General features: G+C 48.4%; 26 protein-coding genes. 12 read left to right on the top strand and 14 right to left on the bottom strand.

The window, feature by feature from the left end; translation table 11 throughout:
* Positions 1–80 precede the first annotated feature (80 nt).
* Positions 81–836, bottom strand: a complete 756-nt coding sequence (locus PRIO_RS13170; RefSeq protein WP_046506849.1) for a YheC/YheD family protein — start codon at positions 834–836, stop codon at positions 81–83.
* A gap of 211 nt (positions 837–1,047) precedes the next feature.
* Here PRIO_RS13170 and PRIO_RS13165 point away from each other — a divergent pair, with 211 nt between their 5' ends.
* The gene (locus tag PRIO_RS13165; protein ID WP_046502856.1) at positions 1,048–1,860 is read left to right on the top strand and encodes a DUF6492 family protein; all 813 of its coding nucleotides are present in this window, start codon (positions 1,048–1,050) and stop codon (positions 1,858–1,860) included.
* 14 nt (positions 1,861–1,874) lie between these two features.
* Entirely contained in the window at positions 1,875–3,194 is a 1,320-nt protein-coding gene (locus tag PRIO_RS13160; RefSeq protein WP_046502850.1) for a sugar phosphate nucleotidyltransferase, read from the top strand.
* Positions 3,195–3,215: 21 nt separating this feature from the next.
* On the opposite strand, the gene PRIO_RS13155 is transcribed toward PRIO_RS13160, so the two are convergent.
* Both PRIO_RS13155 and sbnA read right to left on the bottom strand, forming a co-directional pair.
* Positions 3,216–4,181: an ornithine cyclodeaminase gene (locus PRIO_RS13155; protein ID WP_046502846.1), complete on the bottom strand. Its 966-nt coding sequence runs from the start codon at positions 4,179–4,181 to the stop codon at positions 3,216–3,218.
* Between the two features lie 30 nt (positions 4,182–4,211).
* Complete coding sequence (gene sbnA / locus PRIO_RS37325; protein WP_331709848.1) at positions 4,212–6,437, bottom strand: 2,3-diaminopropionate biosynthesis protein SbnA; 2,226 nt, start codon at positions 6,435–6,437, stop codon at positions 4,212–4,214.
* A gap of 118 nt (positions 6,438–6,555) precedes the next feature.
* Between sbnA and PRIO_RS13140 the strand changes: the two genes are divergently transcribed.
* The 5 genes from PRIO_RS13140 (at position 6,556) to PRIO_RS13120 (ending at position 12,887) form a co-directional block, all read left to right on the top strand.
* Positions 6,556–7,395, top strand: coding sequence for a YheC/YheD family protein (locus tag PRIO_RS13140; protein WP_020432530.1), 840 nt, complete (start codon positions 6,556–6,558; stop codon positions 7,393–7,395).
* A gap of 95 nt (positions 7,396–7,490) precedes the next feature.
* Complete coding sequence (locus tag PRIO_RS13135; RefSeq protein ID WP_020432534.1) at positions 7,491–8,174, top strand: response regulator transcription factor; 684 nt, start codon at positions 7,491–7,493, stop codon at positions 8,172–8,174.
* A complete protein-coding gene (locus tag PRIO_RS13130) occupies positions 8,162–9,217 on the top strand; it encodes a HAMP domain-containing sensor histidine kinase (RefSeq protein WP_020432536.1) in 1,056 nt (351 codons plus the stop codon). Before PRIO_RS13135 ends, PRIO_RS13130 begins: the two co-directional genes overlap by 13 nt.
* A 158-nt stretch (positions 9,218–9,375) precedes the next feature.
* On the top strand, positions 9,376–11,127 hold the full coding sequence (locus PRIO_RS13125; RefSeq protein ID WP_046502842.1) for an ABC transporter ATP-binding protein: 1,752 nt from the start codon (positions 9,376–9,378) through the stop codon (positions 11,125–11,127).
* The gene (locus tag PRIO_RS13120) at positions 11,127–12,887 is read left to right on the top strand and encodes an ABC transporter ATP-binding protein (protein ID WP_020432544.1); all 1,761 of its coding nucleotides are present in this window, start codon (positions 11,127–11,129) and stop codon (positions 12,885–12,887) included. Before PRIO_RS13125 ends, PRIO_RS13120 begins: the two co-directional genes overlap by 1 nt.
* An 86-nt stretch (positions 12,888–12,973) precedes the next feature.
* On the opposite strand, the gene murI is transcribed toward PRIO_RS13120, so the two are convergent.
* The 4 genes from murI to PRIO_RS13100 all read right to left on the bottom strand — a co-directional run bounded on the left by murI (position 12,974) and on the right by PRIO_RS13100 (position 16,910).
* Positions 12,974–13,762 carry a glutamate racemase gene (gene murI, locus PRIO_RS13115; protein WP_046502839.1) on the bottom strand — a complete coding sequence of 263 codons (789 nt, stop codon included), beginning with the start codon at positions 13,760–13,762 and terminating at the stop codon, positions 12,974–12,976.
* A 248-nt stretch (positions 13,763–14,010) separates the two neighbouring features.
* Complete coding sequence (locus PRIO_RS13110) at positions 14,011–14,622, bottom strand: sugar O-acetyltransferase (RefSeq protein ID WP_020429863.1); 612 nt, start codon at positions 14,620–14,622, stop codon at positions 14,011–14,013.
* Positions 14,623–15,879: an MFS transporter gene (locus PRIO_RS13105; RefSeq protein ID WP_046502835.1), complete on the bottom strand. Its 1,257-nt coding sequence runs from the start codon at positions 15,877–15,879 to the stop codon at positions 14,623–14,625. It lies immediately after the preceding gene.
* A gap of 23 nt (positions 15,880–15,902) precedes the next feature.
* Positions 15,903–16,910, bottom strand: coding sequence for an ROK family protein (locus PRIO_RS13100; RefSeq protein ID WP_231869882.1), 1,008 nt, complete (start codon positions 16,908–16,910; stop codon positions 15,903–15,905).
* 168 nt (positions 16,911–17,078) lie between these two features.
* Here PRIO_RS13100 and PRIO_RS13095 point away from each other — a divergent pair, with 168 nt between their 5' ends.
* The 3 genes from PRIO_RS13095 to PRIO_RS13085 all read left to right on the top strand — a co-directional run bounded on the left by PRIO_RS13095 (position 17,079) and on the right by PRIO_RS13085 (position 18,688).
* Entirely contained in the window at positions 17,079–17,711 is a 633-nt protein-coding gene (locus tag PRIO_RS13095) for a histidine phosphatase family protein (RefSeq protein ID WP_231869881.1), read from the top strand.
* Positions 17,712–17,823: 112 nt separating this feature from the next.
* On the top strand, positions 17,824–18,123 hold the full coding sequence (locus tag PRIO_RS13090; RefSeq protein ID WP_020429858.1) for a hypothetical protein: 300 nt from the start codon (positions 17,824–17,826) through the stop codon (positions 18,121–18,123).
* Positions 18,124–18,316: 193 nt separating this feature from the next.
* Positions 18,317–18,688, top strand: coding sequence for a carboxymuconolactone decarboxylase family protein (locus PRIO_RS13085; RefSeq protein ID WP_046502825.1), 372 nt, complete (start codon positions 18,317–18,319; stop codon positions 18,686–18,688).
* Between the two features lie 411 nt (positions 18,689–19,099).
* On the opposite strand, the gene PRIO_RS13080 is transcribed toward PRIO_RS13085, so the two are convergent.
* From PRIO_RS13080 to PRIO_RS13075, 3 genes are all read right to left on the bottom strand, one after another.
* A complete protein-coding gene (locus PRIO_RS13080; protein WP_046502820.1) occupies positions 19,100–19,420 on the bottom strand; it encodes a DsbA family protein in 321 nt (106 codons plus the stop codon).
* Between the two features lie 258 nt (positions 19,421–19,678).
* A complete protein-coding gene (locus tag PRIO_RS35525; RefSeq protein WP_167345620.1) occupies positions 19,679–19,972 on the bottom strand; it encodes a hypothetical protein in 294 nt (97 codons plus the stop codon).
* A gap of 157 nt (positions 19,973–20,129) precedes the next feature.
* Positions 20,130–20,402: a hypothetical protein gene (locus tag PRIO_RS13075; RefSeq protein ID WP_046502815.1), complete on the bottom strand. Its 273-nt coding sequence runs from the start codon at positions 20,400–20,402 to the stop codon at positions 20,130–20,132.
* 708 nt (positions 20,403–21,110) lie between these two features.
* On the opposite strand from PRIO_RS13075, the gene PRIO_RS13070 reads away from it, so the two are divergent.
* Positions 21,111–21,500 (top strand): Ku family protein, encoded by a 390-nt coding sequence (locus PRIO_RS13070; protein WP_046502810.1) that lies wholly within the window; start codon positions 21,111–21,113, stop codon positions 21,498–21,500.
* Between the two features lie 733 nt (positions 21,501–22,233).
* On the opposite strand, the gene PRIO_RS13065 is transcribed toward PRIO_RS13070, so the two are convergent.
* Positions 22,234–22,506 (bottom strand): FtsX-like permease family protein, encoded by a 273-nt coding sequence (locus PRIO_RS13065; RefSeq protein ID WP_039791405.1) that lies wholly within the window; start codon positions 22,504–22,506, stop codon positions 22,234–22,236.
* Between the two features lie 4 nt (positions 22,507–22,510).
* Here PRIO_RS13065 and PRIO_RS34810 point away from each other — a divergent pair, with 4 nt between their 5' ends.
* Positions 22,511–22,771, top strand: a complete 261-nt coding sequence (locus tag PRIO_RS34810) for a hypothetical protein (RefSeq protein WP_231869880.1) — start codon at positions 22,511–22,513, stop codon at positions 22,769–22,771.
* A gap of 431 nt (positions 22,772–23,202) precedes the next feature.
* On the opposite strand, the gene PRIO_RS13055 is transcribed toward PRIO_RS34810, so the two are convergent.
* From PRIO_RS13055 to PRIO_RS13045, 3 genes are all read right to left on the bottom strand, one after another.
* On the bottom strand, positions 23,203–23,847 hold the full coding sequence (locus PRIO_RS13055) for a cysteine hydrolase family protein (protein WP_020434216.1): 645 nt from the start codon (positions 23,845–23,847) through the stop codon (positions 23,203–23,205).
* Between the two features lie 39 nt (positions 23,848–23,886).
* The gene (locus PRIO_RS13050) at positions 23,887–25,248 is read right to left on the bottom strand and encodes a uracil-xanthine permease family protein (RefSeq protein ID WP_020434215.1); all 1,362 of its coding nucleotides are present in this window, start codon (positions 25,246–25,248) and stop codon (positions 23,887–23,889) included.
* Positions 25,249–25,411: 163 nt separating this feature from the next.
* Positions 25,412–26,170 carry a FadR/GntR family transcriptional regulator gene (locus PRIO_RS13045; protein ID WP_231869879.1) on the bottom strand — a complete coding sequence of 253 codons (759 nt, stop codon included), beginning with the start codon at positions 26,168–26,170 and terminating at the stop codon, positions 25,412–25,414.
* Positions 26,171–26,238 lie beyond the last annotated feature (68 nt).

The raw sequence follows: 26,238 nt of genomic DNA, 5'->3' as shown, positions 1-26,238 counted from the left end.
CATGCAAATAACCCCACACCAAGTGGGGTTATTTGCATGCAGAACCACTTCAAACGGCAGCCCGATTCAGGGCGGCAGCTTTATTTTTCCATCCAATAACGCCGGTATTTCATAACCTTCCTGTACATGGATTTATCCTTCAGCTGATTGAAGATATAAGGGTCAGGATTCATATTTACTTCAATCACCCATGGGGTCAGTGACCGGTCCAGGCCGACATCTACGCCGATTTTGCGGATGCGGGGATAGGTTTTCTGCATATGGGCCGCCATGCGGGTGCCAAGCAGATTCAATTCCCCGGTCAGATGTGCAAGCTGTTGGCGGGTCAAATGGGTCGAGAGCAGGGTTTCAATCGCCATCGGCCGGCCGCCGCTGTGGTAATTCGTAACAATTTTGCGCGGATGGCCCAGCCGTCCGATAATTCCGGTAGCTTCCCAGACTCCCTTCGGGCTTAGCTGCACCATCACCCGGATATCAAAGCGGCGGCGGTTATGCTTCAGCAGGTGGATGCCTTTTTGAATCAAATAACTTCTTTTGCCTGTTTTTTGGGCCAGGCTTTTGTGAAAGGCTTCAAAGGTATCAAAATGGCGGACCGTTTCCTCATATTGGTACGTGTAGCCCTTGTTCTCACTCCGCTCGGCCCGTATAACCCCATTGCCATAGGTTCCCCGTTCCGGCTTAACATAGATCATTCCATAGCTGCGAATCATCTCCTCCAGATTGCGTCTGGAGAATTTCCGGGTATCCGGGATAAAAGGTCTGACCGCATTGCTGCGCAGCAGCAGCTTTGTCTTCACCCATTTGCTCTGCACTAGGTTAGCTGTGTTTGCCTTCACGCTTGCACTCTCCCATCCGGTAAGGGTATTGCTCCCTCCCTGATTTACAACGTCACTGTATCCTATGCGGAAGCAGTCCTTGCTGAAGTAAGCATCTATCCCGTGCGGGAAGATTAATTTTGCGGCGGCCCTTGCCCGGTCCTGAACGGTTGCAGCGGCATACATTGGTTGCAGACGCCCTAAGTGTCAATATGTGTCCGGAGATGAAGCTATGTCAGCAATATCAGGCTTAACGAACAGCGGACCGGCAATCGATGTCCTGATCCCGGCCATTGAAAAAGATCTGGCAACCCTCCCTCATGTGATAGACAGCCTTCGCCGCTATGTCCGCCATCCGATCAGCAATATTTACATTGTCTCACCGAACAGCCGCAAAATCAGATCTCTGTGCACACGGAAAAGCTGTATCTTTGTCGACGAAACCCGAGTGCTGCCGTTTACCAAAAAGGACATCCGTTATTCCTCCGCCCGCTGGAACCGGTCGGGCTGGCTGTACCAGCAGCTGCTGAAGATGAACGGGGATCATGTCTGCCGGGAGAGCTTTTTTCTGGTTATTGATGCCGATACTGTGCTGATCCGTCCCCACCGTTTCCGTTCCGGGAACAGCAGCATTTTCTATTGCCGCAGCTGGAGCCAGCCGGAATATTTCCGCACCTACCGGAAGCTGATGGGTACCCGGCCGCCCGCTCCCAGATCATTTGTCACCCATTATATGCTCTTTGAGAAGGCAAAGCTCGCCGGATTAAAACGAAAAATCGAAGACCGCCACGGCATGTCCTGGCACGCCGCCATTATACGCAGTATCGACAAGAGGAAGCAGTTCGGCTTCTCTGAGTACGAAACCTACGCCAATTATGTGTACAGCGGAGACAGCACCTCTGTAATCATGAAGACTGCCAATAATAAATCGCTGAAAAGCTCATTTGCGTCTCTGGGGAAAGCGCAGACTTTGCGGCTTGCCCGCACGTTCCGTTCACTTTCCTTCCATCAGCGCAAGGGATACTCCACTCCAGCCAGGCACTAAGGAGGCAGACAGCTGTGCATACCATTCTTTTATGCGGCGGTTCCGGCCAGCGGCTGTGGCCGCTGTCGGGCCGCATCCGTTCCAAAATGTTTCTGGAGCTGCTTCCGGCACCGGATGGAGGCAAGGAGTCCATGATCGGGCGGGTATGCCGCCAATTGGATCATGCCGGTCTTGGTGCATCGGCATTGTTCGTCGCACATGAGGATCAGCTGGCCCTGACGCGGCGGCACACCCGGAACCGGTATCCGGTGATTGGTGAGCCCCACAAGCGGGGCACATTCACAGCAGCCGCACTCGGGGCGCTCTATTTGTATTCCGCAGGAAAAGCCAAACCGGAAGACACGTTATGTGTCGCTCCAGCCGATATGTACACGGATGATGCCTTCTTCGATTGTTTTCACCGGTTCACAGACATTCTGGCCGATTCACAGGCCGAACTTGTCCTGCTTGGGACAAGGCCCACCCACCCTTCGGACCAGTACGGCTATATCATTCCGGGGAACGCTGGACCGGGAGCCTATGCCCCCGTCCTGTCGTTTCAGGAAAAGCCGGACAGCGCCAGGGCCTTGGAGCTTATACAACAGCAGGCATTATGGAACTGCGGCATTTTTGCTTTTCGCCTAAGCTTCATGCTGTCGCATTTGGAGCGCATGGGTCTGCCCGCTGAACCCGCTGCATTTACAGAGCTGTACCCCGGATTCCCGGTCCGCAGCTTCGACCAGGAAGTGGCGGAGCGCAGCCGGAAAGCTGTCGTGCTGAGGCATGAAGGAGAATGGCGCGATTTGGGCAGCTGGGATGCACTGACCGCGCGCCTGGCCGATCCGGTAATTGGGGAAGGCGGGATTTGGGGCAGCTCCCGGGATACTCATATTGTTAACGACCTGGGGATTCCGCTGCATGTGATCGGGGTATCCGGCATTGTCGCTGCAGGAAGTCCCGAGGGCATTCTCATTGCCGGCAAAGGGGAAGCAAATGCCATCAAAGAAATCCTGCAACAGGCTGCTGAGGAACCGAGGTATGGGGAAACCGGATGGGGAAGCTATACCGTCCTCGACCGGACCTTCAGCGGGCCGGAGCTTATTCTGACCCTTGCCTTATCCCTGCTGCCGGGCCATGACCTGCCTGAATTGCAGTGTCAGCATTCCAGCAAGAGCTGGGTCATCGTGTCCGGTCAAGGAGAGATCGTGCTGAACGGGCTGCCCGCTGCGGCACAGACCGGCGGAATCTTTACAATCGCCAGGGGAGACAGGCATGGGATCAGAGCTTTTACGGCCCTGAAGCTGATAGAGATCAGAACTTGCGGACAAGATGATGAGCAAAAGATCTACAGCTAATGTTGCAGTAATCCCAATCAGCTACTCCAGCTCGTTGCCGATCCCTTTCTCCCTTGCCTTCTTCACGTAATATACCGCTGTAGCAATATCGAAAACGGCCATGCCCATCGGGCAGAAAAAGACCGGCTCGGCTTCAGCGAAATCGGTCAGGCAATGCCGGACGACGACATCGGTAATCTTTCCCGTGCCGCCCTGAGTCAGTCCCCGTTCCAGATGGAGCCGCTCAATGTCCGTATTCTCCCGGCAGACTTCATCCCAGTCATCGACGATGACGGCTGTCACCGCCGCTAACGCCTCCGGCTTGTAATCCCGCAGTGAAACATTCAGCAGAAGACTGCCCCGGGCTGGGGGAAGATCGATATACCGGTGGTTGGATACAGTACATGTGATAAAGATATTGGAATGCAAATAGACCTCTGCCCACGTGGCGGCCGCTTCCGTCCTGTCTCTATAAAGAGGCGGGATTTCCGCCAAATCCACTCCCCGGATATCATAGATCCGGATGCTCTCAATCCGTTCACCGTACAGAGCCGCTGCCATTTGGAAATGATACTGTCCAACCGGTCCCCAGCCGATAATCCCGAGCTGAATCCGCTCCAGCGGGCGCGCCTGCAGCCAGTGGCGGATCATCAGCCCGCTGATGGAAGCTGTCCTGACGAGGCTGGGGACCGGTGAATTCAGGATTGCTGAGGGCTGGCCTGTAAGGGGGTCATTCAGCACGGTGATGCTATGGGCCCGGGGAAGACCGGCCTTAAGATTATCCGGGAAGCTGGAAATCCACTTGATTCCCGCCGCGCTCACCTCTCCCCCTACGTAAGCTGGCATTGCGATAATACGGTTATTAAGATTGTTATATCTTAAGTAGGGCTTAACCGGCTGTGCGTAATCACCGGAATCAAGAATGCGCACCGCAGATTCTACGGAGTCCACCAGGGCAGGCCAATCCAGCCCGACGGCCCGGAGATCCCGGTCGTTTAAGTACAGCATGCTCCTCCTCCTTTTACCAGTGTGATGAACTTATCTTTCGCTATGGCCGAACTGGTTCTGCACCCATGAATCGGAGTACACGGTATCGAGGTAACGTTCTCCTTTGTCATGCACAATCACCCCGCAGACAGATCCCGGGGCTATTTCCTGCTCCATATGCTTCACTGCGGCAATAATTCCCCCGGAGGATGCGCCGGCCAGGACCGATTCGTTCTGTGCGAGTGCCCGGCAGCCTGCAACAATCTCGGAGTCCGAGACATGCACGACCCGGTCAATCAGCTCTGTTCTGCAAAAGGGCGGCACGATTCCGGCACCGAGTCCCGGGAACCGCCGCCGGCTCTTATTCCCGCCAAAAATGGCGCTGCCTTCCGCGTCAACGGCCACAATCCTGGTCTTCAGGCCATGATCCCTTGCATATTCCGCAAGGCCGCGGATCGTGCCGCATGTACTGACGCTGCAAAACAAATAATCGATCCGGTCAAGCGCAGTCACGATTTCTTTCATTGTCGTGTGGTAGTGGGACAAATAATTATTCGGATTACCATACTGGTTCAGCCAGCAGCTGCCCGGCAGCTCTGCCAGGAGCTGCTGCACACGTTTCAGCCGGGCAGGCAAAAACTCGCCTGTGTCCGGGTCGGGCTCGGCCACAACATCTATTTTGGCATCCAGTGCCTTAAGGATTTGAAGATTCGTCCCGGTTGTCCGAGGGTCTACAACACTAATAAACCGCATCCCCAGATATTTGCAGATCATGGCCAGGCTGATCGCCATATTTCCCGAGCTTGATTCAATGATGGAAGTGCCCGGCCCGATTTCTCCGGCCTTCCAAGCCTCCTGGATCATCCGCAGGGCAGGGCGGTCCTTCGCGCTTCCTCCGGGGTTCAGCAGCTCCATTTTGGCATAGACCTCAAACCTGCTGTTCCGGAACAGGTTGCCCAGCCTGATTAAGGGCGTATTTCCGATGGCCGCCAAAATGCCGCCGCTGAGGTTGATCCCTGCCCTGTCCTTCTGCTGCTGGTAATATAACTTTTTGTTCTTCACCTGCCCGCTCTCCAGCGGTTCGTCTCCGGCTGCCAGAATAACCTCAATCTCCTTCAGCAGATGGCCCCTGATCATCATGCCGATTTCCGGAATGCAATCTCTGATCTCGTCCCGGATGACCGGAAGGATAGTGTGATCTGCAGATTTGCTTTTGACAGATACGGTCAGCGCATTATTCCTTACTTGAACCCGGACGATTGCGTCCTCAAGATGGCGGTATACCACCTGCTCGATATCGTACAGGCTGATTTTTTCCCCGTGCTTCAGCTCCCGGCCCACCCGTTTGACGATAGAACCAAAGCTCTGCTTCATTACTCCCCCAACCATCACGGGCCTGAAGTCCCTGATCACGTCATAAGTAACGAACCGGACGGCAGGCAGCATCTTGCGGACGCTGGAGGTAAGGACCAGGATGCTTTCATCTGTTCCCAGCGGCCTCAATTCCCCGCCTAACTCCTGTGTCCCGATCCCTTCCGCATAAATGCCGTCAGCAAAAATATACCTGCCCAGATCATGGGAGTAATAGGCGATGGTGCCGATTTCAATGGAACCATACGTATCGGTGATGTCGCGCGGATCAAGACCGAACAGACGGGCCATATTCCGCTGCCATTCGGGCGTGGCGATTTCCCCGACCAGAATGATTTTGCGGATACCCAAGGCACGCGGATTGTCGCTGGCATATACGATATGGTCAAGGATGGAGGGCATCGTGTACAGCAGATCCGGCTTAAAAGCCTGAATCCGTTCAATATGCTGTTCAACCGGCAGCTCAAAGGGAATCGCACTCTTTTCCAGCCCCAGCCGTTCAAAAATCGTTAGGGCCGTGGCCGCTGCATGTCCGGTACCCATGTCCGCCATCGCTCTGGTACATCCGCTTCCTGCAATCAGCTCCCCAAACAGCTTCGTTTTGATGTCAACATAGTGCTTCTCGTCTTCCTCTGAGTAGAATATTGCCTTTCTGCGGCCTGAGCTTGTGCCCGATGTCCTGTATACAGCCAGAGAAGGATCGGCAGAAACTGTATAATAATGGGTTTCAAGAATTTCCGCTGTCATAAGAGGAAGGTTCTGCAGCTTATAATCCGTTGTCTCACCACCAATCAGCCCTTTGTACCAGGGAAAACACTCGCTCACTTCGAGCACCTTATCCTGCAATTTGTCCAGCAGCATCATAGCCGCCTCCTGCTCCGCCGCATCTGCAGCCTCATTAATCACCTGCAATAATCATATGTAGAACGCCTAGGGTGTGTTCTTTTATTGCGTGGCGCCCAGTCAAAAGCAGACCGGTTCCCGTAATATAGCCTACATAGACTAATGGAGACGGAGGGATACAATGAAGGAGCAGATCCGGCGGATATCCAACAAGCTGACGAAGACAAGGGTGCTGGCCAGGAGCCAGGAGTTAAAAAGTCGTATCCCGGCAACGAAAAGAATGAACCAGCGTGTGCTTCAGGAGATGCTGCAAAAATACCAGATGGTGTACGTTAAACCATGCTGCGGTTCTTTGGGGCAGGGCGTGATCCGGGTTGAAAAAACTGCCGGCAGCAGCCTGAGAAGCAAAAACAGCGGGAATCATGCCCCGGGGGACAAAGGGACTTACCGCTATCAGGCGGGTATGCAAATACACAACTTTTCTGACTATGACGCGGCATACCAGGCCATTCATAAGGAAACCCGGGGGAAGCCCTATCTCGTACAAAAAGGAATCCGGCTCCTGCTTCACAAGGGCCGCCCCTTTGATATCCGGGTGATGGTGCAGCGCAATCTCAAGGGCCAGTGGGAAGCTACCGGGGTGGCAGGACGCGTGGCGCATCCGCTCAAGGTGGTTACCAACGGCAGCCAAGGGGGAACGATTTATCCGGTTGAGGTATTATTAACACCCTACACCAGCCCGGAGAAGCGGACGGCATTGATCGCAGCTATGCATGACATTGGCGTGAAATCCGCCAGGCAGCTAAGCACGGCTTATCCCGGTCTTCAGGAAATCGGTGTGGACCTTGCCCTGGACCGGAACCTGAAGCCATGGATTCTGGAAGTAAATACAGCCCCTGATCCCTGTCCGTTCACCAAGCTGAAGGACCGCCGAATGATTAACCGGATCGTCCAATATGGCAAAGCGTATGGGCGGATATATCATCTTAAGTGTATGAAGGCGAAGCAGGGTGTGGTGTAATTACACATGTGCACCTTCTTGCCTAATCCTCTTCATGGTGGTTATGATAAGGTTGCCTATGTATGTCAAATGACCAAACCATTGGAGTGAACCCGATGATCCATATTCTAGTTGTGGAAGATGACCGGCATGCCAGAAGACTGCTTGAAGCCGTGCTGAAACGCGAAGGATACCTGGTGTCTACTGCTGAAGACGGAGCGCGGGCCATGGACGTGCTCGACCAGCAGCATATCGACCTCATCGTTCTTGATATTATGATGCCGAACATGGACGGATATGAGTTCGCCAAGGAGCTCCGGGATGCCGGCAGCCTGATTCCCGTTCTGATGGCTACAGCCAAACATCTCCCGGAGGATAAAAAGAAGGGCTTCCGCCTGGGGATCGACGATTATATGACCAAGCCGGTCGATACCGAGGAAATGCTGCTGCGGATTGGTGCCCTGCTCCGCCGTTCCCAGATTGCCAGTGCCCGTAAGCTGGTTGTAGGCAATGTGGTCTTGGATTACGATGCCTTGACGGTTACGCGCGGCGAAGAGAAGCAGACCCTTCCGCAAAAAGAATTTTACCTGCTGTACAAGCTGCTGTCCTATCCGGACCGTATCTTCACCCGCATCCAGCTGATGGACGAAATCTGGGGGATGGAAAGTGAAAGCTCGGACACGACGGTCAATGTGCATATCAACCGCTTGCGGAAGCGGTTCGAAGGGTATCCTGAATTCGAGCTGGTGTCCGTCCGCGGCCTCGGCTATAAGGCGGTGCGGCAGCAATGCGCAGACTGATTCCACGGATCAAAGAAAAGATCACTTTGCCGTTCTTATTTTCACTGATGGTCTCTATCATTTTCCTCATTACCATCGTGATTACCGTTATACTGGTCTCTCTGGCACATTATTTCGGACTGTTCAATGAAGAAATCGCCCAGGTCGGAACCGCACTGCCTATCATTATTTTGATATCCTGCATCATCATCGGGACCACGATATCCGGTTTAGCCAGCCGAAGTATGGTCAAAACCATCCGCGAGTTCATCGAAGCAACCCAGCGGCTGGCTGCCGGCGATTTTTCCACGCGCCTCTATTTGAAAAGTCCTCCCGAATACCGGATTCTGTCCGAGAATTTTAACCGGATGGCCGAAGAGCTCGGCAGCATCGAGATTTTGCGCACCGACTTCGTGAACAATTTCTCCCATGAATTCAAGACACCCATTGTCTCGATCAAAGGTTTTGCCGAAATCCTAAAATACGATGATCTCTCCGAAGAAGAACGGGACGAATACCTCGATATCGTCATCGAGGAATCCGCCCGGCTCGCCTCGCTGGCCTCAAATGTGCTGGAACTGTCGAAGATCGAGACCCAGACCATTCTGACGGACAAGCAAGAGGTTAACGTTGGAGAGCAGATCCGCCAATGTGTGCTGCTGCTGACAACCAAGCTGGAGAAAAAACATCTCTCCCTCAATTTGGGTCTTCATGATTATTCCCTGTCCGGCAACAAAGAGATGCTCAATCAGGTCTGGCTTAATCTGCTGGAAAATGCGGTCAAATTCACACCTGAACAGGGAACGGTTACCATTGAAATGAAGCGTACCGCAAACTCACTGGAAATGGTGTTCAGCAACACCGGAAGCGTGATCGATCCGGAGACCCTCCCCCGAATCTTCGACAAATTCTATCAGGCGGACACCTCCCACGCGACGGTGGGCAACGGTCTCGGCCTGACCATTGTACAGCGAATCGTGAACCTGCATGGCGGGACGGTTGCCTGTGAGAGCGGGCCTCTCCAGGGAACTGTTTTTATCGTCACCCTTCCTTTCGCAGCCTAAAAACAACCCCGCAAAGTGAGGTTTTGGCTTCAAATTAAACAAAGCTTTGAAAGAACCGCGAGGTTTTTTCAAAGCTTTTTCTTTTTTCAGAAAAGTTAACGTTCAGTTTATGTTCTTCCGGTACCATACATACATCATCACACAAAGGAGTCAGACTTATGGTCAAAATACTCAAATACTTGAACCCGAAAGAATGGGCTCTCTTCGGTGTCAGCTTCCTCTTCATCGTTGCCCAGGTGTGGCTGGATCTGGAATTGCCCGATTATATGAGCGAGATTACCCGGCTGGTCCAGACACCGGGAAGCGAAATGAGCGACATCATCGCCACCGGCGGCTGGATGCTGCTCTGTGCGCTCGGCAGTCTGGCAACCTCAATCGTTGTAGCCGGCATCGCCGCAAGAATCGCCGCCAACTTCTCTTCCCGGCTCCGTTCCAAGCTGTTCGATAAGGTGCAGTCCTTCTCCATGGAGGAAATCAACAACTTCTCGACAGCCAGCCTGATTACCCGTTCGACCAACGATATTACCCAGGTGCAGATGCTGATTGTCATCGGATTGCAGCTGCTGGTGAAGGCTCCGATCCTTGCGGTATGGGCGCTGCTCAAGATTACCGGCAAGAGCTGGGAGTGGTCGCTGACGACCGGCATTGCCGTCGGTGTGCTTATCCTGATCGTCGGAATTTGTGTCGTGCTCGTGCTGCCGAAGTTCCAGAAGCTGCAGCAATTGACGGATAACCTGAACCGGGTGTCCCGAGAAAATCTGACCGGCCTGCGGATCATCCGTGCATATAATGCTGAAGGCTATCAGGAAAACAAGTTCAGTGAAGCCAACAATGTGCTTACCCGCACGAACCTGTTCGCAAACAACGTACTGGCCGTGCTTATGCCCAGCATCACCCTGATTATGAGCGGTCTGAGCCTCGCCATTTATTGGGTAGGCGCATCCCTGATTCAATCCGCCGATATGGGTGCCAAAATGGGATTGTTCTCGGATATGATCGTCTTCTCCTCCTATGCCATTCAGGTGGTTATGGCCTTTATGATGCTCATCATGATCTTCATTCTGATGCCCCGCGCCCATGTCTCGGCTAAACGGATCAACGAAGTGCTGGATACCAAGCCGAGCCTGATGAACGGCTCGCTGACCGCCTCATCTTCCAAGCTTGCCGGCGAGGTTGAATTCAGAAAGGTCAGCTTTAAATATCCCGATGCGGATGATTATGTCCTCAAAGACATCAGCTTTACAGCCAAAACAGGCGAAACCGTCGCCTTCATCGGTTCGACCGGCTGCGGCAAAAGCACTGTCGTTAACCTCATCCCCCGCTTCTATGATGCTACTGAAGGCGAGGTGCTTGTCAACGGGGTCAATGTCAATCAATACGAAGAAAGCGCGCTCCGCAACAAGATGGGTTATGTCTCGCAGAAGGCGGTGTTGTTCGGCGGAACCGTGACTTCCAATATCGCCTTCGGCGACAACGGCAGTGATGCTTCCGCTGAAGTGGTAGATGCGGTGTATATCTCCCAGGCTTCAGATTTCGTCGAAAAAATGGAAGGCAGCTATGATGCGCACATCGCCCAGGGCGGCACTAATCTGTCCGGCGGCCAGAAGCAGCGGCTATCCATTGCCCGGGCGATCGCCCGCCGTCCGGAAATTCTGATCTTCGACGATTCCTTCTCCGCGCTTGATTACAAGACGGACCGCAAACTGCGCAGTGAACTGAAAAAGGGTGCCCGCGGAACCACAATGCTGATTGTCGCCCAGCGGATCGGCACCATTAAGGATGCAGACAAAATTATCGTGCTGGAAGAAGGCCGCATCGCCGGCATGGGCACACATGAGGAATTAATGGACACCTGCAGCGTTTATCAGGAGATTGCTTATTCGCAGCTGTCCAAGGAGGAATTGGCCTAATGACTGCAAACAACAAACAACCCGGCACCTGGAGCAAGCTTATCCGCTATTGCCGTAATCATATTCCTGTGGTGCTGGCAGCCGTGCTCAGTGCGGCCGCCGGAACTGTGTTGACCTTGCTTGGTCCGGATCAGCTCTCCGAGATGACGGACCTGATTACCCAGGGCATCGCTGCCGGAATCGATATGGAGGCGATCGCTTCTATCGGATTGTATCTGGTCATCATCTACGGAATCAGTGCTGTGCTCTCTCTGCTGCAGGGACTCATCATGTCGTCGGTGACGCAAAAGGTCTCCAAACGTTTAAGAGGCGATCTGTCGCACAAAATGAACAGACTGCCGATCTCTTATTACAATAAATCAACAACCGGCGACATTCTCTCCCGGGTAACCAATGATGTGGATACGATCGGGCAAGCCTTGAATCAAAGCGTCGGTACGCTGGTCACCGCCCTCTCGCTGTTCGTCGGGTCCATCGTGATGATGCTCAAGACGAACTGGATCATGACCGTTACCGCAGTTGTCGCTACAATCATCGGTTTTGGCCTGATGACGGTTATTATGAAGAAGTCCCAGAAGTATTTTCAGAGCCAGCAAGAGTATCTGGGCAAAATCAACGGCCATGTGGAGGAAGTCTACACCGGACATACTGTTGTAAAAGCCTACAATGCCGAAGCGCAGATGCGCGGCGCATTTGAAGACCTGAACCGCAATCTGAAAAACAGCGTGTTCAAGGCGCAGTTCCTCTCCGGCATGATGATGCCGATCATGATGTTTATCGGGAATTTGGGTTTCGTGGCCGTCTGTGTGGTTGGGGCTGTACTGGCAACGAACGGAGATATTTCCTTCGGGGTCATCGTCGCCTTTATGATGTACGTCCGTTTCTTTACCCAGCCTCTCTCGCAGATCGCCCAGGCTGCGCAGAGCCTGCAATCGGCTTCGGCGGCCAGCAAGCGCGTCTTTGAATTTTTAGAGGCCGAGGAGATGGACGATGAAAGCCAAAAGACGGCACAACTGAAAGCTGCAACGGGCAAAGTGAAGTTCGAGCACGTGCAGTTTGCTTACGAGGGTACGGATAATCTGGTGATCAGGGACTTCTCCACCGAGGTTCAGCCGGGGCAAAAGATCGCCATCGTCGGCCCGACCGGCGCCGGCAAAACCACGCTCGTCAATCTGCTCATCCGCTTCAATGAACTCACCGGCGGAGAGATTTATATCGACGATACGCCGATTAGCAGCCTGACCCGGGAGAACATCCATGACCAGTTCTGTATGGTGCTGCAGGACACCTGGCTGTTTGAAGGAACGATCCGGGAGAACCTGATATACAACCAAACCGGCATCACCGATCAAGACATTCAGGAGGCATGCAAATCGGTAGGCCTGCACCACTTCATCCAGACCTTAAGCGCCGGCTACGATACGGTACTGAACGACAAAGTCAACCTGTCCGCCGGCCAAAAACAACAGTTGACCATCGCCCGCGCCATGCTTAAAAATGCGCCGATGCTCATTCTCGACGAGGCGACCAGTTCGGTCGATACCCGGACAGAGCTGCTGATCCAGCAGGCGATGGACCGGCTGATGGAAGGCCGGACATCCTTTGTCATCGCCCACCGGCTCTCGACCATCAAGAATGCCGATGTCATTCTTGTGCTGAAGGACGGGGACATCCTGGAAAGCGGAAGCCACAGCGAGCTGCTGGCCAAAAACGGCTTCTACGCCGAACTGTACAACAGCCAATTCGAGCAGGCTTCATAAAACACTGAGGTGCTTCCTTCAGCAAACATATAAAAGAGCAGCCGGCTCAGGAGTTATTCTGGGCAGGCTGCTCTTCGCCCGTTAATTTAATTCCCTGCGTAGTACCCATCTAAAATTTGAAAAAGCTTTTGATAGTTAGATAATGAAAATGAATCCTGTACTTCTATACCTGATTTGAAATATTGAATATCGCCTGTTCCCTGGTTAACCAGTTTTTTAGATTCAAGAATTCGTTTCAAATTTTTTGCTGTTCCTATGCTGCCTGAGATAAAATCAACTTCTTCAGGAAACACTTTCCTCAATATCCCTTCAAAATAAGGGAAATGAGTACAACCCAGCACCACAGTACCATACTGTTGTATATCAAACGAGGATAATTCCTTTTCTAGATAAGGAATAACCCGATTCTCATCAAATTCAAAGTTTTCAGCGAACTGTACAAGCCCCGGAAGTGCTAAACTGTCTACAATATCTTCAGAATCAATCCGCTGAACCAGATCATGATATTTCTTCTCTTTTAACGTTAAATTTGTAGCCAGCACTAGAACCTTCTTCTGCCTTCCTGCCATATTATCAACTGCTGGCTTTACTGCCGGTTCTATACCCAGTATAGGAAAGCTATATAGATTGCGGAGTTCCTCAATAACGATACTGGTGGCAGTATTACAGGCAATAACTAAAGCTTTGACATGATGTTTAGCTATAAATTCTACAGCATGAATGATATACTCCCTTACTTCTTCCTTTGATTTTTCTCCATAGGGAACATGTTTAGTATCCGCATAAAAAAGATAATCTTCATATGGCAAAAACTTCAATGCTTGATGAAGTACAGTCATTCCGCCTATACCCGAATCAAAAAAACCTATTCTCATGACTTTCACTCTTCTCATGACTATTTTTAAAATTTAAATTCATTTGGACCTAAGTAGCAGGAATCAGGCAAAACCGGTAACTTGGGATTCCCCTTTTTACATCATTGTAATCCCTTCAAGATATCGTGTAAAATGAATCATCCCAATTTATCCGGGTTGCAAAACAGAGGTTTTGCTTCACACAAGAAAGGCAGTACAGAACTCATCTTCTGAGTCCTATACTGCCCTTAATCATTTGGAGCATATATTTAAATATAATCCGGCACGTCAAACTCTTTATCTTTAAAATAATATTTCCGGTCCTCTTCCGTGATTTCACGGACAACCTTGCAAGGGCTGCCTACCGCGATAACATTATCAGGTATGTCTTTAGTTACTACACTGCCTGCCCCAATCACCACATTGTGTCCGATGGTCACGCCGGGATTGATGATAGCATTGCCTCCAATCCATACGTTATTGCCGATTGTAATCGCAATCCCATATTCATACCCTGAGTTTCTGGAATCCGGATGAACGGGATGACCAGCCGTATAGATGGACACATTCGGCGCAAACATGACATTCTCACCGATTACAACCTTGCCGACGTCTAGAATGGTGCAGTTGAAATTGGCATAGAAGTTCTCGCCCACCGAGATATTTGCGCCGTAGTCGCAATGGAAGGGGGGTTCAACATACACATTCTTACCAGTGTGACCAAGGATGCTGCGGATCAATTCATCCCTTCTCTCCGTTTCGTCGGGGCGCAGCAGATTATATTCATGAATTTTCAGCTTGTTGGCGGTCCGCTCTTCACTTAATCCATCCAGCCATGCCTTATACGGGAGTCCTGCAAGCATTCTTTCTTTCTGATTCATTTACTGTTCCTGCCTTTCGTATGGTTCATGATGTAGTACATTTAGTTTTGCCGGTTCTTTATAGTGAAAAACTGTAATCCATAGTAAAACAACGCCATAAATGAAAGTCGTCGCCAGTGCAAAAGCCACCCCCTTCCCGATCGCGAGAGAGAAGACGACGCCCCCCAGGACAGACGCAGCACCTTGAATAAAACCAATAAATGCGGTGCCTTTAGCAATCAGTTGTTCTCCCATATAAGCTTGGGCATAGGCGAAAGGAGCCACTTGATAAATACCTAAGCCTATCCCAATGGTGGCTGTAGACAGGATGACGATTGAATAATTGGTGACAAAGATCATTCCCGCATAAACTAGGGTGCCCATAAATCCGGCTCCGGCCATTACCAGCATGAAGCGTTTGCTGCACCCCTTCTTTTTAATGTACCAACCAGATAAACCGACTGTCAGCATGCCGAGTAAGTTGCACGGGAGTAATATTAATGCGCTGATAGTTGCACTGGAATTAAGTGCAGTCTGCGCATACAGTGGAATGTATTTACCGCTGCATGTTATACAAGTAAAAACAAACGTAATCAGTGAAACGATCAGGAATCCTCTATGCTTCAGCAAGACGCTGATCTGTAAATCTTTCAATATATTTTGAGGAGCATATTGTGCTTCAGAGAATTTTCGTTGGTTAAAATCAGGCAAGAAGAACCAAATTAATGCTAAACCCGCTGCAAATAACGGGCACAACGCAAATAGGGACATGCGCCAGTTCCAGTATTCAGTTAACAGGCCACAGATAATAGGGCCAATAATCAGCACGCTAAAGTTGACGGTCTGTAGCGTAGCGAGCCGGACAGGGTACTCTTTTTCAGGAACTACATCATTAAGAATAGAGAAAACATTAGAGAAGAACAGGCCCCAAAAGAAACCGGAAGCCCCTTGAGCAATCAGAAACAAAAAACCATCAGGTGATAGTGCACATAGGAAAATACTAAGGGCATATGCGCCTACACTCCATAAATACAGCTTTTTGCGTCCGAAGTATTCTCCAGCGCTTCCGGAAATAAGCAACGCTGCGCTTCTTGTCAAAGGTTCAATTACAAATAGTATACTTAGCAGATCAATTCGATCGTATTCCCGAAAGGCCGTCGCTGCATAAATCCCCGTGCTCCCGCTAATATAGTTGGCACAGATATTAATTAAAATTAATCCGGCAAAAATATAGGTGACAGAACGTGAAGTAAGTTGCTTATTTTTGAGAACTTCCATTTAAAATCCCCTGTCCGTTCGCCTCAAATTCTCTTCTCCACCAGTTGGTATGAATAGGATAAGCTTTCTAGCGTCATACGGATTAGACCATGTATGTAGTCCTCCTCCGGATGCTTAAGCAGCATAAGCTGCGGCATATGCATCTCGGGTATATCCTTTAGACATTCCTGACGAATCAGAGCGGTATCTGCAGGTTGTACCAGACTTCCTGTCAAAGCAATCATTTCAGGATTCATGACGGCGATCAGACTGCTTACTGCATGAGCGGCCGTAGAATGAAAAGTGTTGCGGTCATGCAACCGCTGAAATTGCTCTGCACGGGACATCCCATAAGGCAGGAAAGAAATCTCTCCGGCAAAATTAGAATTCCCTCTATGAATATGCCCGTTCACCATCATACCTGATCCAGGGAAGCAGCCTTCGATAAAAGTTGCAACAGCAACAGACTTCTCTTCTTCATATTCTTGTTTGTGGTAAAAACCATACACGGTTAAATTCATATCATTTTCTAAAATAACCTCTACGCCATACTTCTCACGAATTAACGCCTCAATCTCGACATCAATTAATTCTTCAATATCACTGATATTCATAATTCCCTGATTAACTGCCCCAGGAACACCAAAGCCTATAGCCTGAATCTTGGGATAATGGGCGACAAGGCGGCCGGTTATTTGATCTATAGCGGTAAAATCTAGCGGCATGTATTCCTCACGCCCCTTCTCCACCACTTCCCCAGCCAGGTTTGCCACCGTAAATTCAATTGAGTGCTTTTTCAATCCGGCTTTGATGATAATGCAAGCAATAAAAGCAAAATCCATATTGTATTGATACACTTTTGCCGGCCGGCCGCCATTAGATTCTTCTGTTTCCAGCTCCAGCACTTCACCTGCTGCTAAAAGCTCATTCAGAATGCTCCCGCAGGTGCCAAGACTCAAACCTGTGAATTTAGCCACAGCAGCTTTTGTAGCTTTCCTATTTGCTTTGAGGGTCTGCCTAACAAGCTCCTGGTTCATCTTCTTGACGCGCATCGTATTATTCGCAATTGGACTCATCATCATCCCCCTTAATACAATACTTATTATAATACTTGCAATAAGTAAAAAGATAACCCATTATATTTATTTTGTCCACTCTTTTTCATAAATACTGTTCCCTTGCAGGGATAGGATAATGTTATAATTTTCTGTAATGAAAAGATGGAGGCCATTTTTATGAGTATGAAACTTTATTTGACACGACACGGTGAAACGGAATGGAACGTTGTGCACCGTATGCAAGGTTTTGAAGATTCCCCCTTAACAGCGCTTGGGGTCCGTCAGGCAGAAAGCCTAAAAACCGCTTTGGATGCTGTTCCCTTAGACATTGTCTACACGAGTCCTAGTCCCCGGGCTATTCGGACGGCTAAATTAATTTGCGGGGACAGGAATATCCCATTGGAAACTTCCGAAGCGCTGATGGAGATGGGGTTTGGGATTTGGGAAGGACGTGTTCACGCTGATGTGGAGGCCCAGTTTCCTGAGCAATGGAATCTTTTCTGGAACGACCCTGAGAAGTTTGCAATAACCGATAGCGAAACGTATACGCAAGTGCATGACAGAGCCATTGGATTCTTAAATGAAATTGTGCAGAAACACCCCGGGAAATCGGTGCTCATCGTTACGCATACCATTGTAGTAAAGATGCTGATGGCTCATTTTGCCGGAAGCGAACTGAAGCAGCTATGGAAATCGCCCGAAATCCTCCCAACCAGCCTTTCAAGAATCGATATCACGGATGATGCTGCTGAGATTATACTGCATGGGGATGTCAAGCATTATAAAAACTTGTAAAAACAGTGAGGCGGAATTTAGCCGCATGAATTTCACTGAATTATATATAGTACCTTGAATTGTGTTATAATGAACTTCTTATTGAATATGAAGAAGAATAGAGGCACTGAGGATGAAATGTAAAATTAACCGTAACGCAGCAAAAGTTCTGAAAGATATGCTCAGCACTCCTGAAGCGGAAGGCAAAAAGATCCGCGTTGTCATTACCCAGAACCATGGCAATCACGGCCATTATGCCATCACACTTGATACACCGACCGAGCATGATGAAGTTGTCGCTACCGACAAGGACATCGAGGTGTTGTTGGATACGCGTGAGCCGCTGCTGGATGGCGTATGGATTCAATTTTTCTATGTGCCTGAGGAAGGCTTTTTTATCACAAACCCTTCTACCGGATTCCTTGAGAAGTAACGGAGTAAGTTTATTTGAAAAAGAAGCCCGCAATTGGCCGGATCGGCTGATTGCGGGCTTTTGATTGTTTTGCCGATACTAATGGACATTAGCAATTCCGCCTTTTTTAGCTTTGGGAAAAATCCCAATCCCCCGCTTCAAACGCTGCAAGCCATCTTCCAGACGCGTTTTGGGGCAGGCGTAATTCATTCTAATGAACCCTTGTCCATTCCCGCCAAAAATAGCTCCTTCAGAAATATACAACCCGTTAGAGAAACAAACTGCAGGCAGAGATAACTTGGGAGAATTCGCGCCGAAATTTGCTGAACTGAACGATGATGTATTGTTTGGTGAGGTTTGGTCAAGAGAGAAAGAACTCTCCCCCCGCGACCGCAGCATGATTACAGTAGCTACTTTAATCTCCGAAGGAAACTTTGAACAATTAACTCCACATCTTCATAAAGCGAAAGCAAACGGAATTACCCAAGAAGAAATTGCAGAGATCATTACACACCTTTCGTTCTATGCCGGTTGGCCCAAAGCCTGGTCCGCTTTTAACATCGCTAAGCAAATCTTTAATGATTAAAAATAAAGAAGATGCATCTGATGGCAAATGAACAATTAAGCAATGTAGGAGATGCTTATTTGCAAATTCGGCAAGTTTTATTAGCTGTTCATTCAGTAAACGAATAACATTATTTATCACAAAAAAAAGTCCCGATGTAGGAATTCCTAGTCGGGACTTTTTTTGTGTTCATTTAAAACTCGATCTCGCCAAATATTATTTAAAACCTCAACGTTTGAAAGAAACACTGTAATTTATCATCCCAAAGGTTTCATAAGCACACATAGCATTTCAAAGCAGAAATAAATTTCTTTTTTGGATAGTCTTTTTTAACGTGTGAAAATACGTGTCTGTTAATATGCTGCTTCTAACCCTGAGGGTATTAATATAATACTCACTCAATAATTTTACATATTTAACGAAAAACTGAATTTATTGAAGTTGTTCTAAAACTTTTTCTCTCAGTTGAATAGTATCAACTCCGATTCCATTCACAAGAAAAGTAGGCGTACCAAAAATTCCATTAGCTGCTGAAATTTTAAAGTCTTTCTTTACATTTTTGTCACCTAAAAAAGGTTGGTTCTCAAGATCAAAATCTCCCTTTTTAATTTCCAACTTACCTTTAGCATCCATTAAAGTAGGAAGTTGATTTGCGCTTGTTTTTTCGTTAAAAATATTAGACGAGAAGAGTATAACTGCAAAAATGACCACAAAGCCTATTACAATAGTAAATTTCTTACGATGGTTTTTCATTTAGCACCCATATACTTATGTTTCAAAAGAATATCGGTTCTTTTAGATATTACTCAAATCTATCCTCTTTTTTTAATATTAAATACAGTCATAAAAATGAGACTTAATGTTAATGAGGCACCCCCCCAATCCATCCTATTAGAGGTGCATATTCAAATGTTTTTTCCCCCAGAAGAGTTAATAAAAAGAAAATGATAGCCAAAATATTGAAAGTTATTGCCACTCTTTTGGTATTCATAGTTCCAGTCCTTCCCTAAATCAATCACATTGAGCCAAGCAATAGCCGACTGCTGAGCCTGCACCAATATCAGCTGCTGCTAAGCAGACATAACAAGACAATCCTGCAGTAGCCGCACATCCAGCAGCACATAAAATACCCAATAAAGTAATGGCCCATGCGGCTACTCCTTGCGAAGCTAAACATACATGACCAGAAACTCTGTATTCCGACTTTTGGAGCAAGATCAATTTTACTCCCATCAGGAAGGTACTTATAACCAGAAATAATTTTTCCAGTTTCACTAACTTGAGCATCAATTTTCGTTTCTCCATTTATTTTAATGATTGAATGTATTTGGTTATTTTTACTTTTCAGTCCAACTCAAGTACTTTTCCATCATTATCAATTGTAATAATGTAATTACTGCTATTTTCCCCTCCAAGCAAAGGGAAGTATACAAAATAAAACTCTGAATCATAGCTTTTTACTTTAGAATATGTTTTTTTCCATATCATAGCTGAGTTTGGGAGAAAATTCTTTATGCATTTGAGCTAGACCTTGTTCAAGAGCACCACTTTCATTAACCTGCTGATATAGTTGATTGGCAATATCTTGACTATTCTCAATTCTTGTAAATACCTGATCCTCGTCTGCGAAAGCTGCAGTTACTTTGGTACTTTGGGATAAGATGCTAGTACACAGAAAAATAATTGCTAAAAGTGAAACAAAACCTTTAGAAAAGCCCTTAAAAATCTCGAACAATTACATCATCTTCTAAAATATGGTATTTTGTAACGTAAAAAACCATAACATTAATTAAATAATTATGTCAACGAATAAAAAATTTCTCAAATAAAGCAAATCACTTAAAAATTGACACTTCTCACATTCTACACAGACATAATCACAATCCGTATCTTTGGCTCTTCTCCCAGAGCTACCATTCATCTCATCCGCTCGCTTTATCCGGTCCGTTCTCTTGAACTTTCTCTTTTCACACCTTTTCTCAATTCTGTTTCATTTGGCTTGCTTACCTATTGTGTGGTGTCAAAATTAACGAGAGTTGCGAACGATGCATTGAAAATGAAAACAAAAAAAGCTTACCTTTGAAAACAAGGGAAGCTTTATAGGAATTTAAAAATCATACACCATTTTGTTTATTGCTGAATGTCAATTGTATGAGATAATCTGCTGATCGAGAATCTATATCATCCTATTCGGTAAAATGTTTCGAGGTATAACACATTCGCTGGCTACATAAAAAAGTTCAAGACGCCGCTAGAAAGACTCGAATTGATTAGACTACTACTATTAATCTACTTATCGTAGCTTGTTCTATATTCATAACTTGTTTTGTCGATTCATCAATTACCAACGTTACCTCTGGCCTAACTACTTCATTTAAATCATTTTTGATAAGTATTTCTAGCAAATATGATAACTGGTTAATAAATGTTTGGAGGAATTTCTGTGCATACAATATGGAAGGGTTCAATAAGTTTTGAATTAGATAAAGTTCAAGAAGAGGCCAGCAAGCGTATCAGTATTCTTGATTTCCTTAAAGAGGACCAGATCGACTTAATGTATACACAGAAAGCATATTTCCTTGGTCCAGTGATTAAACCAGTTAATGGTAATTGCATTCAACTAGCCACTCTGCATTACGCAAATGAGATTCGATCGATAAGTAATGTTCCCTCTCTAACTAACGATAATAATGTGAATGAGATTCAATTGAAGTTAGCATTGCAAGTTATCAAAGGTATTGCAGGTAAAACTGATCTAACCTCACTTTCTAATCCAGGACAAGAAAAATTACAAGCAGCCATTCAGTCGAGCTGGTCAACAGATCATTTCTAAACAAGTTCACGAGGAGGAGATTGTTATAGATCTACTTGAGGCACTGCAAAAAAGTGTGAAAGTGACCAAAAGCATCAAGGTTAAGACAAATCAGGTCAATGAGAACAAAAATAAAGAAAAACTAGGCTAAGTAAAAAGAGTACTCCTCGTGAGTACTTTTTTTAGAAAAATCACCTTCCTGCGCAAACATAAGAATATTCTTACATCTCAAAGTCAGGACAATTCAATGTCTACGATGAAATTAAACTTCAAATTCTGCTCTTTTTACTTGCAATCTCGTAGAAATAACGCATAACCTTTCTTTTACGCTGTTTTTATGATTGAAGAGGATGTCCCCTGCTTCATAAATCCTTATGGTGCTCCAGATTGCTGAACCGTTCATATTAAGACTGTTTGGAATTTAATTAAAACAGTTTGAATTGCATACCGAGAAAAACCATTCCTATCCACGCCCGGTATAAAATAAACTCATTGCTGGATAAGTCTATCAATAATTCAACCGGAAATTACCATATTCACGCACAGACCAGCGATTGTAATGCACTTTGCTCCGCACCCTTCTAAGAGTTTCCTACCGCTGAATTTAGAAGCCTATTAAGGTGGCCCTGAGCAGCCACATCAAAACAGATTCTATTACATTACACCCCATAAATTCTGCTGATACTGCGGTAGCAAATCATTTCCCATATTGATGATGATGTTGGTCAGAGCAAATTCCTCATGATATAACTCCTTAGTTTTCTTTTCTTAATGCATCCACTATTGTTGATTTCGTAAGTCTATACATTGGCCATGCTGTCGCAATAAGGACTGTAACAACGGCACCTACACATGCAATCCCATTATTAATCCAAGGCAGAGACCATTCGATATCAACCACACCCTTGAAGAGGTAGTGCACGCCGAAACTTAAACCTGTTCCGATGATGCTTCCATATATCGCTGCATACACTCCGTAAAATATTCCTTTCAGTAGAATCATTTTGTTAACCTGTCTCTGTGTCATACCGATGGCTTTTAGCACAGCGATGTCCAGCCTGTGGCCGGAAGTACCTTACCAGTATTGTCAGTACCATTATCTCAAAGATATTGCCAAACCCGTCATGGACCTGGACCGCAAGCTGAAGACGGGGATTAAGAAAAACTTACGGGTGGGATTCGCCAATTGGAAAAGCAGATTCAGATGGTGGACTCTGAAGATGCTGCTATTGCCAGAGACTATTTGGCTGCGGTACGTGCTGTATTGCTCGAGGATGGCAACCCGCCTCTAGATCTCCTGGGTATTCGAGTTACTAAGAAGCCTTGGCGATTCCGCCGAATCCAAAATAAGTCACCGCCGAACGACCGGACTAAGCAGTTGGAATCGCTACATCTGGCGCAGTGGTGAATTTGTCATTTGGGTAGATGACGCTTTAAACAAGAGAATCTGTTGAAACGGCTGAGCCGTGTAGACTATGAAAGCTATCTCCTCGAACGTAAGGGTTGGGAATCTCGGCTGCTCGAAGGAACAAAGCGTCTTCACTTCCGCAAAGACCCTAACCTTTATTTAAATCGCCTAGAAACCCGTGTCTGTTTGTTAATTGGGCAGGACTAGAAAAAAACTGAAGGACAGCACCTATTACCAGCCTGTCCTTATTGAGGGGGAGACGGGAAGGAAAGGTAAAAAGACGGCCCCTGACTGATTCAAGGGCCGCCTTCCGGCTTAGCTGAGCGTCTTCGATTGAATCTCTTGAATAATGTCTTCGGTCAGCGAGACTTGCCCGAATTCGTAGGCAACGACCGTCAAGGTTACACGCTGAATCTCCTCGGCGGAAATGCCGCCCCAGCCCATATCGGGGTAATCCATGGCCGCATTGGCATCACTGAGGAAAATCACCTTGTACTCACGGTGCGCACCGTCGCGGACCGTCGTCTCACAGCATACATTCGTGACGGTTCCGCAAATAATGATTGTGTTGATGTCATGCACCCGCAGAATCGTATCCAGATCGGTATCGTGAAAGCCGCTGTAGAACAATTTATCTACAATAATATCCTGTGGCTCGGGCGCCAACTCGTCGATAATCTCCACTCCCGGCGTACCGCGCTTCAGAATCTCATTCACGTTTGGATACATATCCAGCATCCGGCCTGTATCGCTGCCGTCGCCTCTCACAATATGGCGAAGATAGACGACCGGCATCCCGGCCGCTCTCGCAGCACCGGTCAGCTCCTTGATGTTGCCGATAATCCCCTCGGTCCGCGGGACGTAGAGGGCACCTTCCGGCTTGCAGAATACATTTTGCATATCAACAACGATAACGGCCGTTCGCTCCGGCTGAATATCCCACTTCATTTTAGCTTTCATATGTTAATCCTCCTGTGAAAATAATACGTGCTCCCCAGACTAGACAGCCTCGCTTGTCACCTCAGACACTCCCGTCGTGCTGCGCCGCTCAAGCAGCGGACGAATCCAAATGTTGACCACTGTATTCAGCACAATCAGCAGCACCACGCCGACCAGCATCGGCTGGGTCACTATGCTCTGAAAGGCAAGCGGCAGATTCTGCGTCAGCTCGGCCGGCAGATACATCGTGCCGAGAGAGATAATGAAGGAAGAGCCTGCCACCACAAGATTCAGTTCATCCCAGACGACCTTGCTGACCATCTGAATGCCGCTGATGGCAATAATGCCGAACAGAATGGTGGAGGCCGCCGACAGCACCGGTCCCGGAAGCGAGGCGATGAACATGCCCACCTTCGGAATGAGGCCCAGAACAATCGCGAGAACGCCGGCGGTCATCGTCACATACCGGCTGCCGATTCCGGATACGCGGACAATGCCAATATTCTCCGGATACGAGGTTGTGCCCAGCCCGCCGAACACCGCGCCAAGCGTACTGCCGAGGAATTCTCCGAACAGGCCACGGTTCACGCGGTCATTGTCCAGCTTCTGATTGCCCCACTTGGTCAGCAGCGTGTACATCCCTACCGCTTCGGCCGAAGCCTGAAGGAACGCGAGCAGCATCAGAATAACGATTGGAACGGATACACCGAAGCCGAAGGGGAAGACGTCCGGGAAGCTGAACCAGCCGGCCGCTGCAACAGAAGAGAAGTTCGTCGTACCGAAGATCGAATAGAAAATCGTGCCGGCAATGATGCCCCATAGCAGCGCGCCGCGGCGCAGAATGGTATTGCCGCCGAAGATGAGCAGCACCAGCACAATAAGGACCGTAACCAGTGAGGCGGCAAAGTTAATGCCGGTGTCGGCGCTGCCGAACCAGTTCTTCAACCCGATATCGGCAAGCTGAGCTCCGATAATAATGAGCAGTGTACCATAGACGATGGGAGGCGAAATAAATTTATTCAAATAGCCGATCAGCCCGAATCTGCGGACCGGAATCGACAGCAGCATGAAGATCAGGCCGGCGACCGCCATGGAGCCGAATGCCGTCCCTAGCCCCACAGTTGACCCCGCTGACAGCACCGCGACGAAGAACGCCGCCGTCGGGCCTTGAACAACCGGGAGCCGCAGCATTTTGCCCGACTGCAAGACTGTTACAATCCCCGTGGTCAAAAAACACGCCTGAATCATATAACCGATGATGCTGGCATCCAGGCCAAGCGCCTGCCCGATCAGCACGGGGAACAGAAAGATACCGGTTAATGCCAGCAGATGCTGGAACCCGTACGTCACATTGGCGCCGATGGACAGCTTCTCCTCAATCCCTACGGTCAGTACTTGTTCCTCTGAATGTGTACTATGCATGATTAAACCCGCTCCTATCTGTTGTCTGTTAGTAGCGCCGTCTCTCCAGACAGCATATCATCTGCTGTTTCGCGGCAAGCAGATACGGCTGCCCCATCGCTATGAACGGTGCCGTCTCTGATATTAATGTAAGAATACGTTACGCTTCTCACAGCGACTGCGTTCAGTTGGCTGTAAGGTCCTCCTGCTTCAAGCCCCGGCCGGAGCCGTGTTTGCCGGTCAATGCATCCAGGTTCTGAGCGGTGTACCGCTTCGCTCCGTCGCTGTCGCCTGCCTTGATCGCCATATAAATCGCTTCATGGTAGATTGTATTATCCTCATATCCGCGTGTGTCCAGTATCAGCTGGCTGAGCATTTCCCTTAATCCGTCGGCAATCACCTTGTACATCGCCGAGAACACATCGTTGTGACAGGCCTCCACTACCGCCATGTGGAACGATATATCAGCCGCGACATATTCGGCGTATCTTCCCTTGTCCAAATACTCGTTCCGCAGGTCCAGCCTGGAGCGCATAATCCCGATATCGGCATCTGTCCGTCTGGCAGCGGCCAGCCCGGCCGCTTCAATCTCCAGCATCCGGCGCACTTCAAGCACCTGCTCGAAATTTTGCGGAATCAGGGTAGCCTGCACGGATTGGAAGCCGATGGACGGCATTTTTACATAGGTGCCGTCGCCCTGGCGCACCTCCAGAAATCCGGCATGTACGAGAATCTTCACCGCTTCCCGCACCGTCGAACGGCCGACGGAGAGCAGCTTCATCAATTCAGGCTCGGGCGGGAGCTTCTCGTCTTTCTTGTACTGCCCGGATTGAATCAGCCCCATCAGCTGATCCAGCACCTCATCAACCAGTTTTCTTCTTTGAACGGCTTTAAGTCCTGTCTGGTTAGAAATGAACCGCACCCCCTTGTTACTATACTTCACATATTGATCGAAACATCTGATGTTTGTCGTGCTATATTGCACATTATATGGACTGTCTTGCGTAAAAA

The organism is Paenibacillus riograndensis SBR5 (assembly GCF_000981585.1).
Classification (GTDB): domain Bacteria; phylum Bacillota; class Bacilli; order Paenibacillales; family Paenibacillaceae; genus Paenibacillus_AQ; species Paenibacillus_AQ riograndensis.
The sequence above is the reverse complement of the archived record's forward strand: the minus strand, read 5'-3'. Positions and strand labels throughout refer to the sequence as shown.

Bases quoted from the DNA above. Each gene is read 5' to 3' on its own strand.
- PRIO_RS13165 (WP_046502856.1), top strand. From the start codon at position 1,048: ATGTCAGCAATATCAGGCTTAACGAACAGCGGACCGGCAATCGATGTC.
- PRIO_RS13155 (WP_046502846.1), bottom strand. From the start codon at position 4,181: ATGCTGTACTTAAACGACCGGGATCTCCGGGCCGTCGGGCTGGATTGG.
- PRIO_RS13140 (WP_020432530.1), top strand. From the start codon at position 6,556: ATGAAGGAGCAGATCCGGCGGATATCCAACAAGCTGACGAAGACAAGG.
- PRIO_RS13135 (WP_020432534.1), top strand. From the start codon at position 7,491: ATGATCCATATTCTAGTTGTGGAAGATGACCGGCATGCCAGAAGACTG.
- PRIO_RS13130 (WP_020432536.1), top strand. From the start codon at position 8,162: ATGCGCAGACTGATTCCACGGATCAAAGAAAAGATCACTTTGCCGTTC.
- PRIO_RS13125 (WP_046502842.1), top strand. From the start codon at position 9,376: ATGGTCAAAATACTCAAATACTTGAACCCGAAAGAATGGGCTCTCTTC.
- PRIO_RS13120 (WP_020432544.1), top strand. From the start codon at position 11,127: ATGACTGCAAACAACAAACAACCCGGCACCTGGAGCAAGCTTATCCGC.
- murI (WP_046502839.1), bottom strand. From the start codon at position 13,762: ATGAGAATAGGTTTTTTTGATTCGGGTATAGGCGGAATGACTGTACTT.
- PRIO_RS13110 (WP_020429863.1), bottom strand. From the start codon at position 14,622: ATGAATCAGAAAGAAAGAATGCTTGCAGGACTCCCGTATAAGGCATGG.
- PRIO_RS13105 (WP_046502835.1), bottom strand. From the start codon at position 15,879: ATGGAAGTTCTCAAAAATAAGCAACTTACTTCACGTTCTGTCACCTAT.
- PRIO_RS13100 (WP_231869882.1), bottom strand. From the start codon at position 16,910: ATGCGCGTCAAGAAGATGAACCAGGAGCTTGTTAGGCAGACCCTCAAA.
- PRIO_RS13095 (WP_231869881.1), top strand. From the start codon at position 17,079: ATGGAGGCCATTTTTATGAGTATGAAACTTTATTTGACACGACACGGT.
- PRIO_RS13090 (WP_020429858.1), top strand. From the start codon at position 17,824: ATGAAATGTAAAATTAACCGTAACGCAGCAAAAGTTCTGAAAGATATG.
- PRIO_RS13085 (WP_046502825.1), top strand. From the start codon at position 18,317: ATGAACCCTTGTCCATTCCCGCCAAAAATAGCTCCTTCAGAAATATAC.
- PRIO_RS13080 (WP_046502820.1), bottom strand. From the start codon at position 19,420: ATGAAAAACCATCGTAAGAAATTTACTATTGTAATAGGCTTTGTGGTC.
- PRIO_RS35525 (WP_167345620.1), bottom strand. From the start codon at position 19,972: ATGGAGAAACGAAAATTGATGCTCAAGTTAGTGAAACTGGAAAAATTA.
- PRIO_RS13065 (WP_039791405.1), bottom strand. From the start codon at position 22,506: ATGACACAGAGACAGGTTAACAAAATGATTCTACTGAAAGGAATATTT.
- PRIO_RS34810 (WP_231869880.1), top strand. From the start codon at position 22,511: ATGGCTTTTAGCACAGCGATGTCCAGCCTGTGGCCGGAAGTACCTTAC.
- PRIO_RS13055 (WP_020434216.1), bottom strand. From the start codon at position 23,847: ATGAAAGCTAAAATGAAGTGGGATATTCAGCCGGAGCGAACGGCCGTT.
- PRIO_RS13050 (WP_020434215.1), bottom strand. From the start codon at position 25,248: ATGCATAGTACACATTCAGAGGAACAAGTACTGACCGTAGGGATTGAG.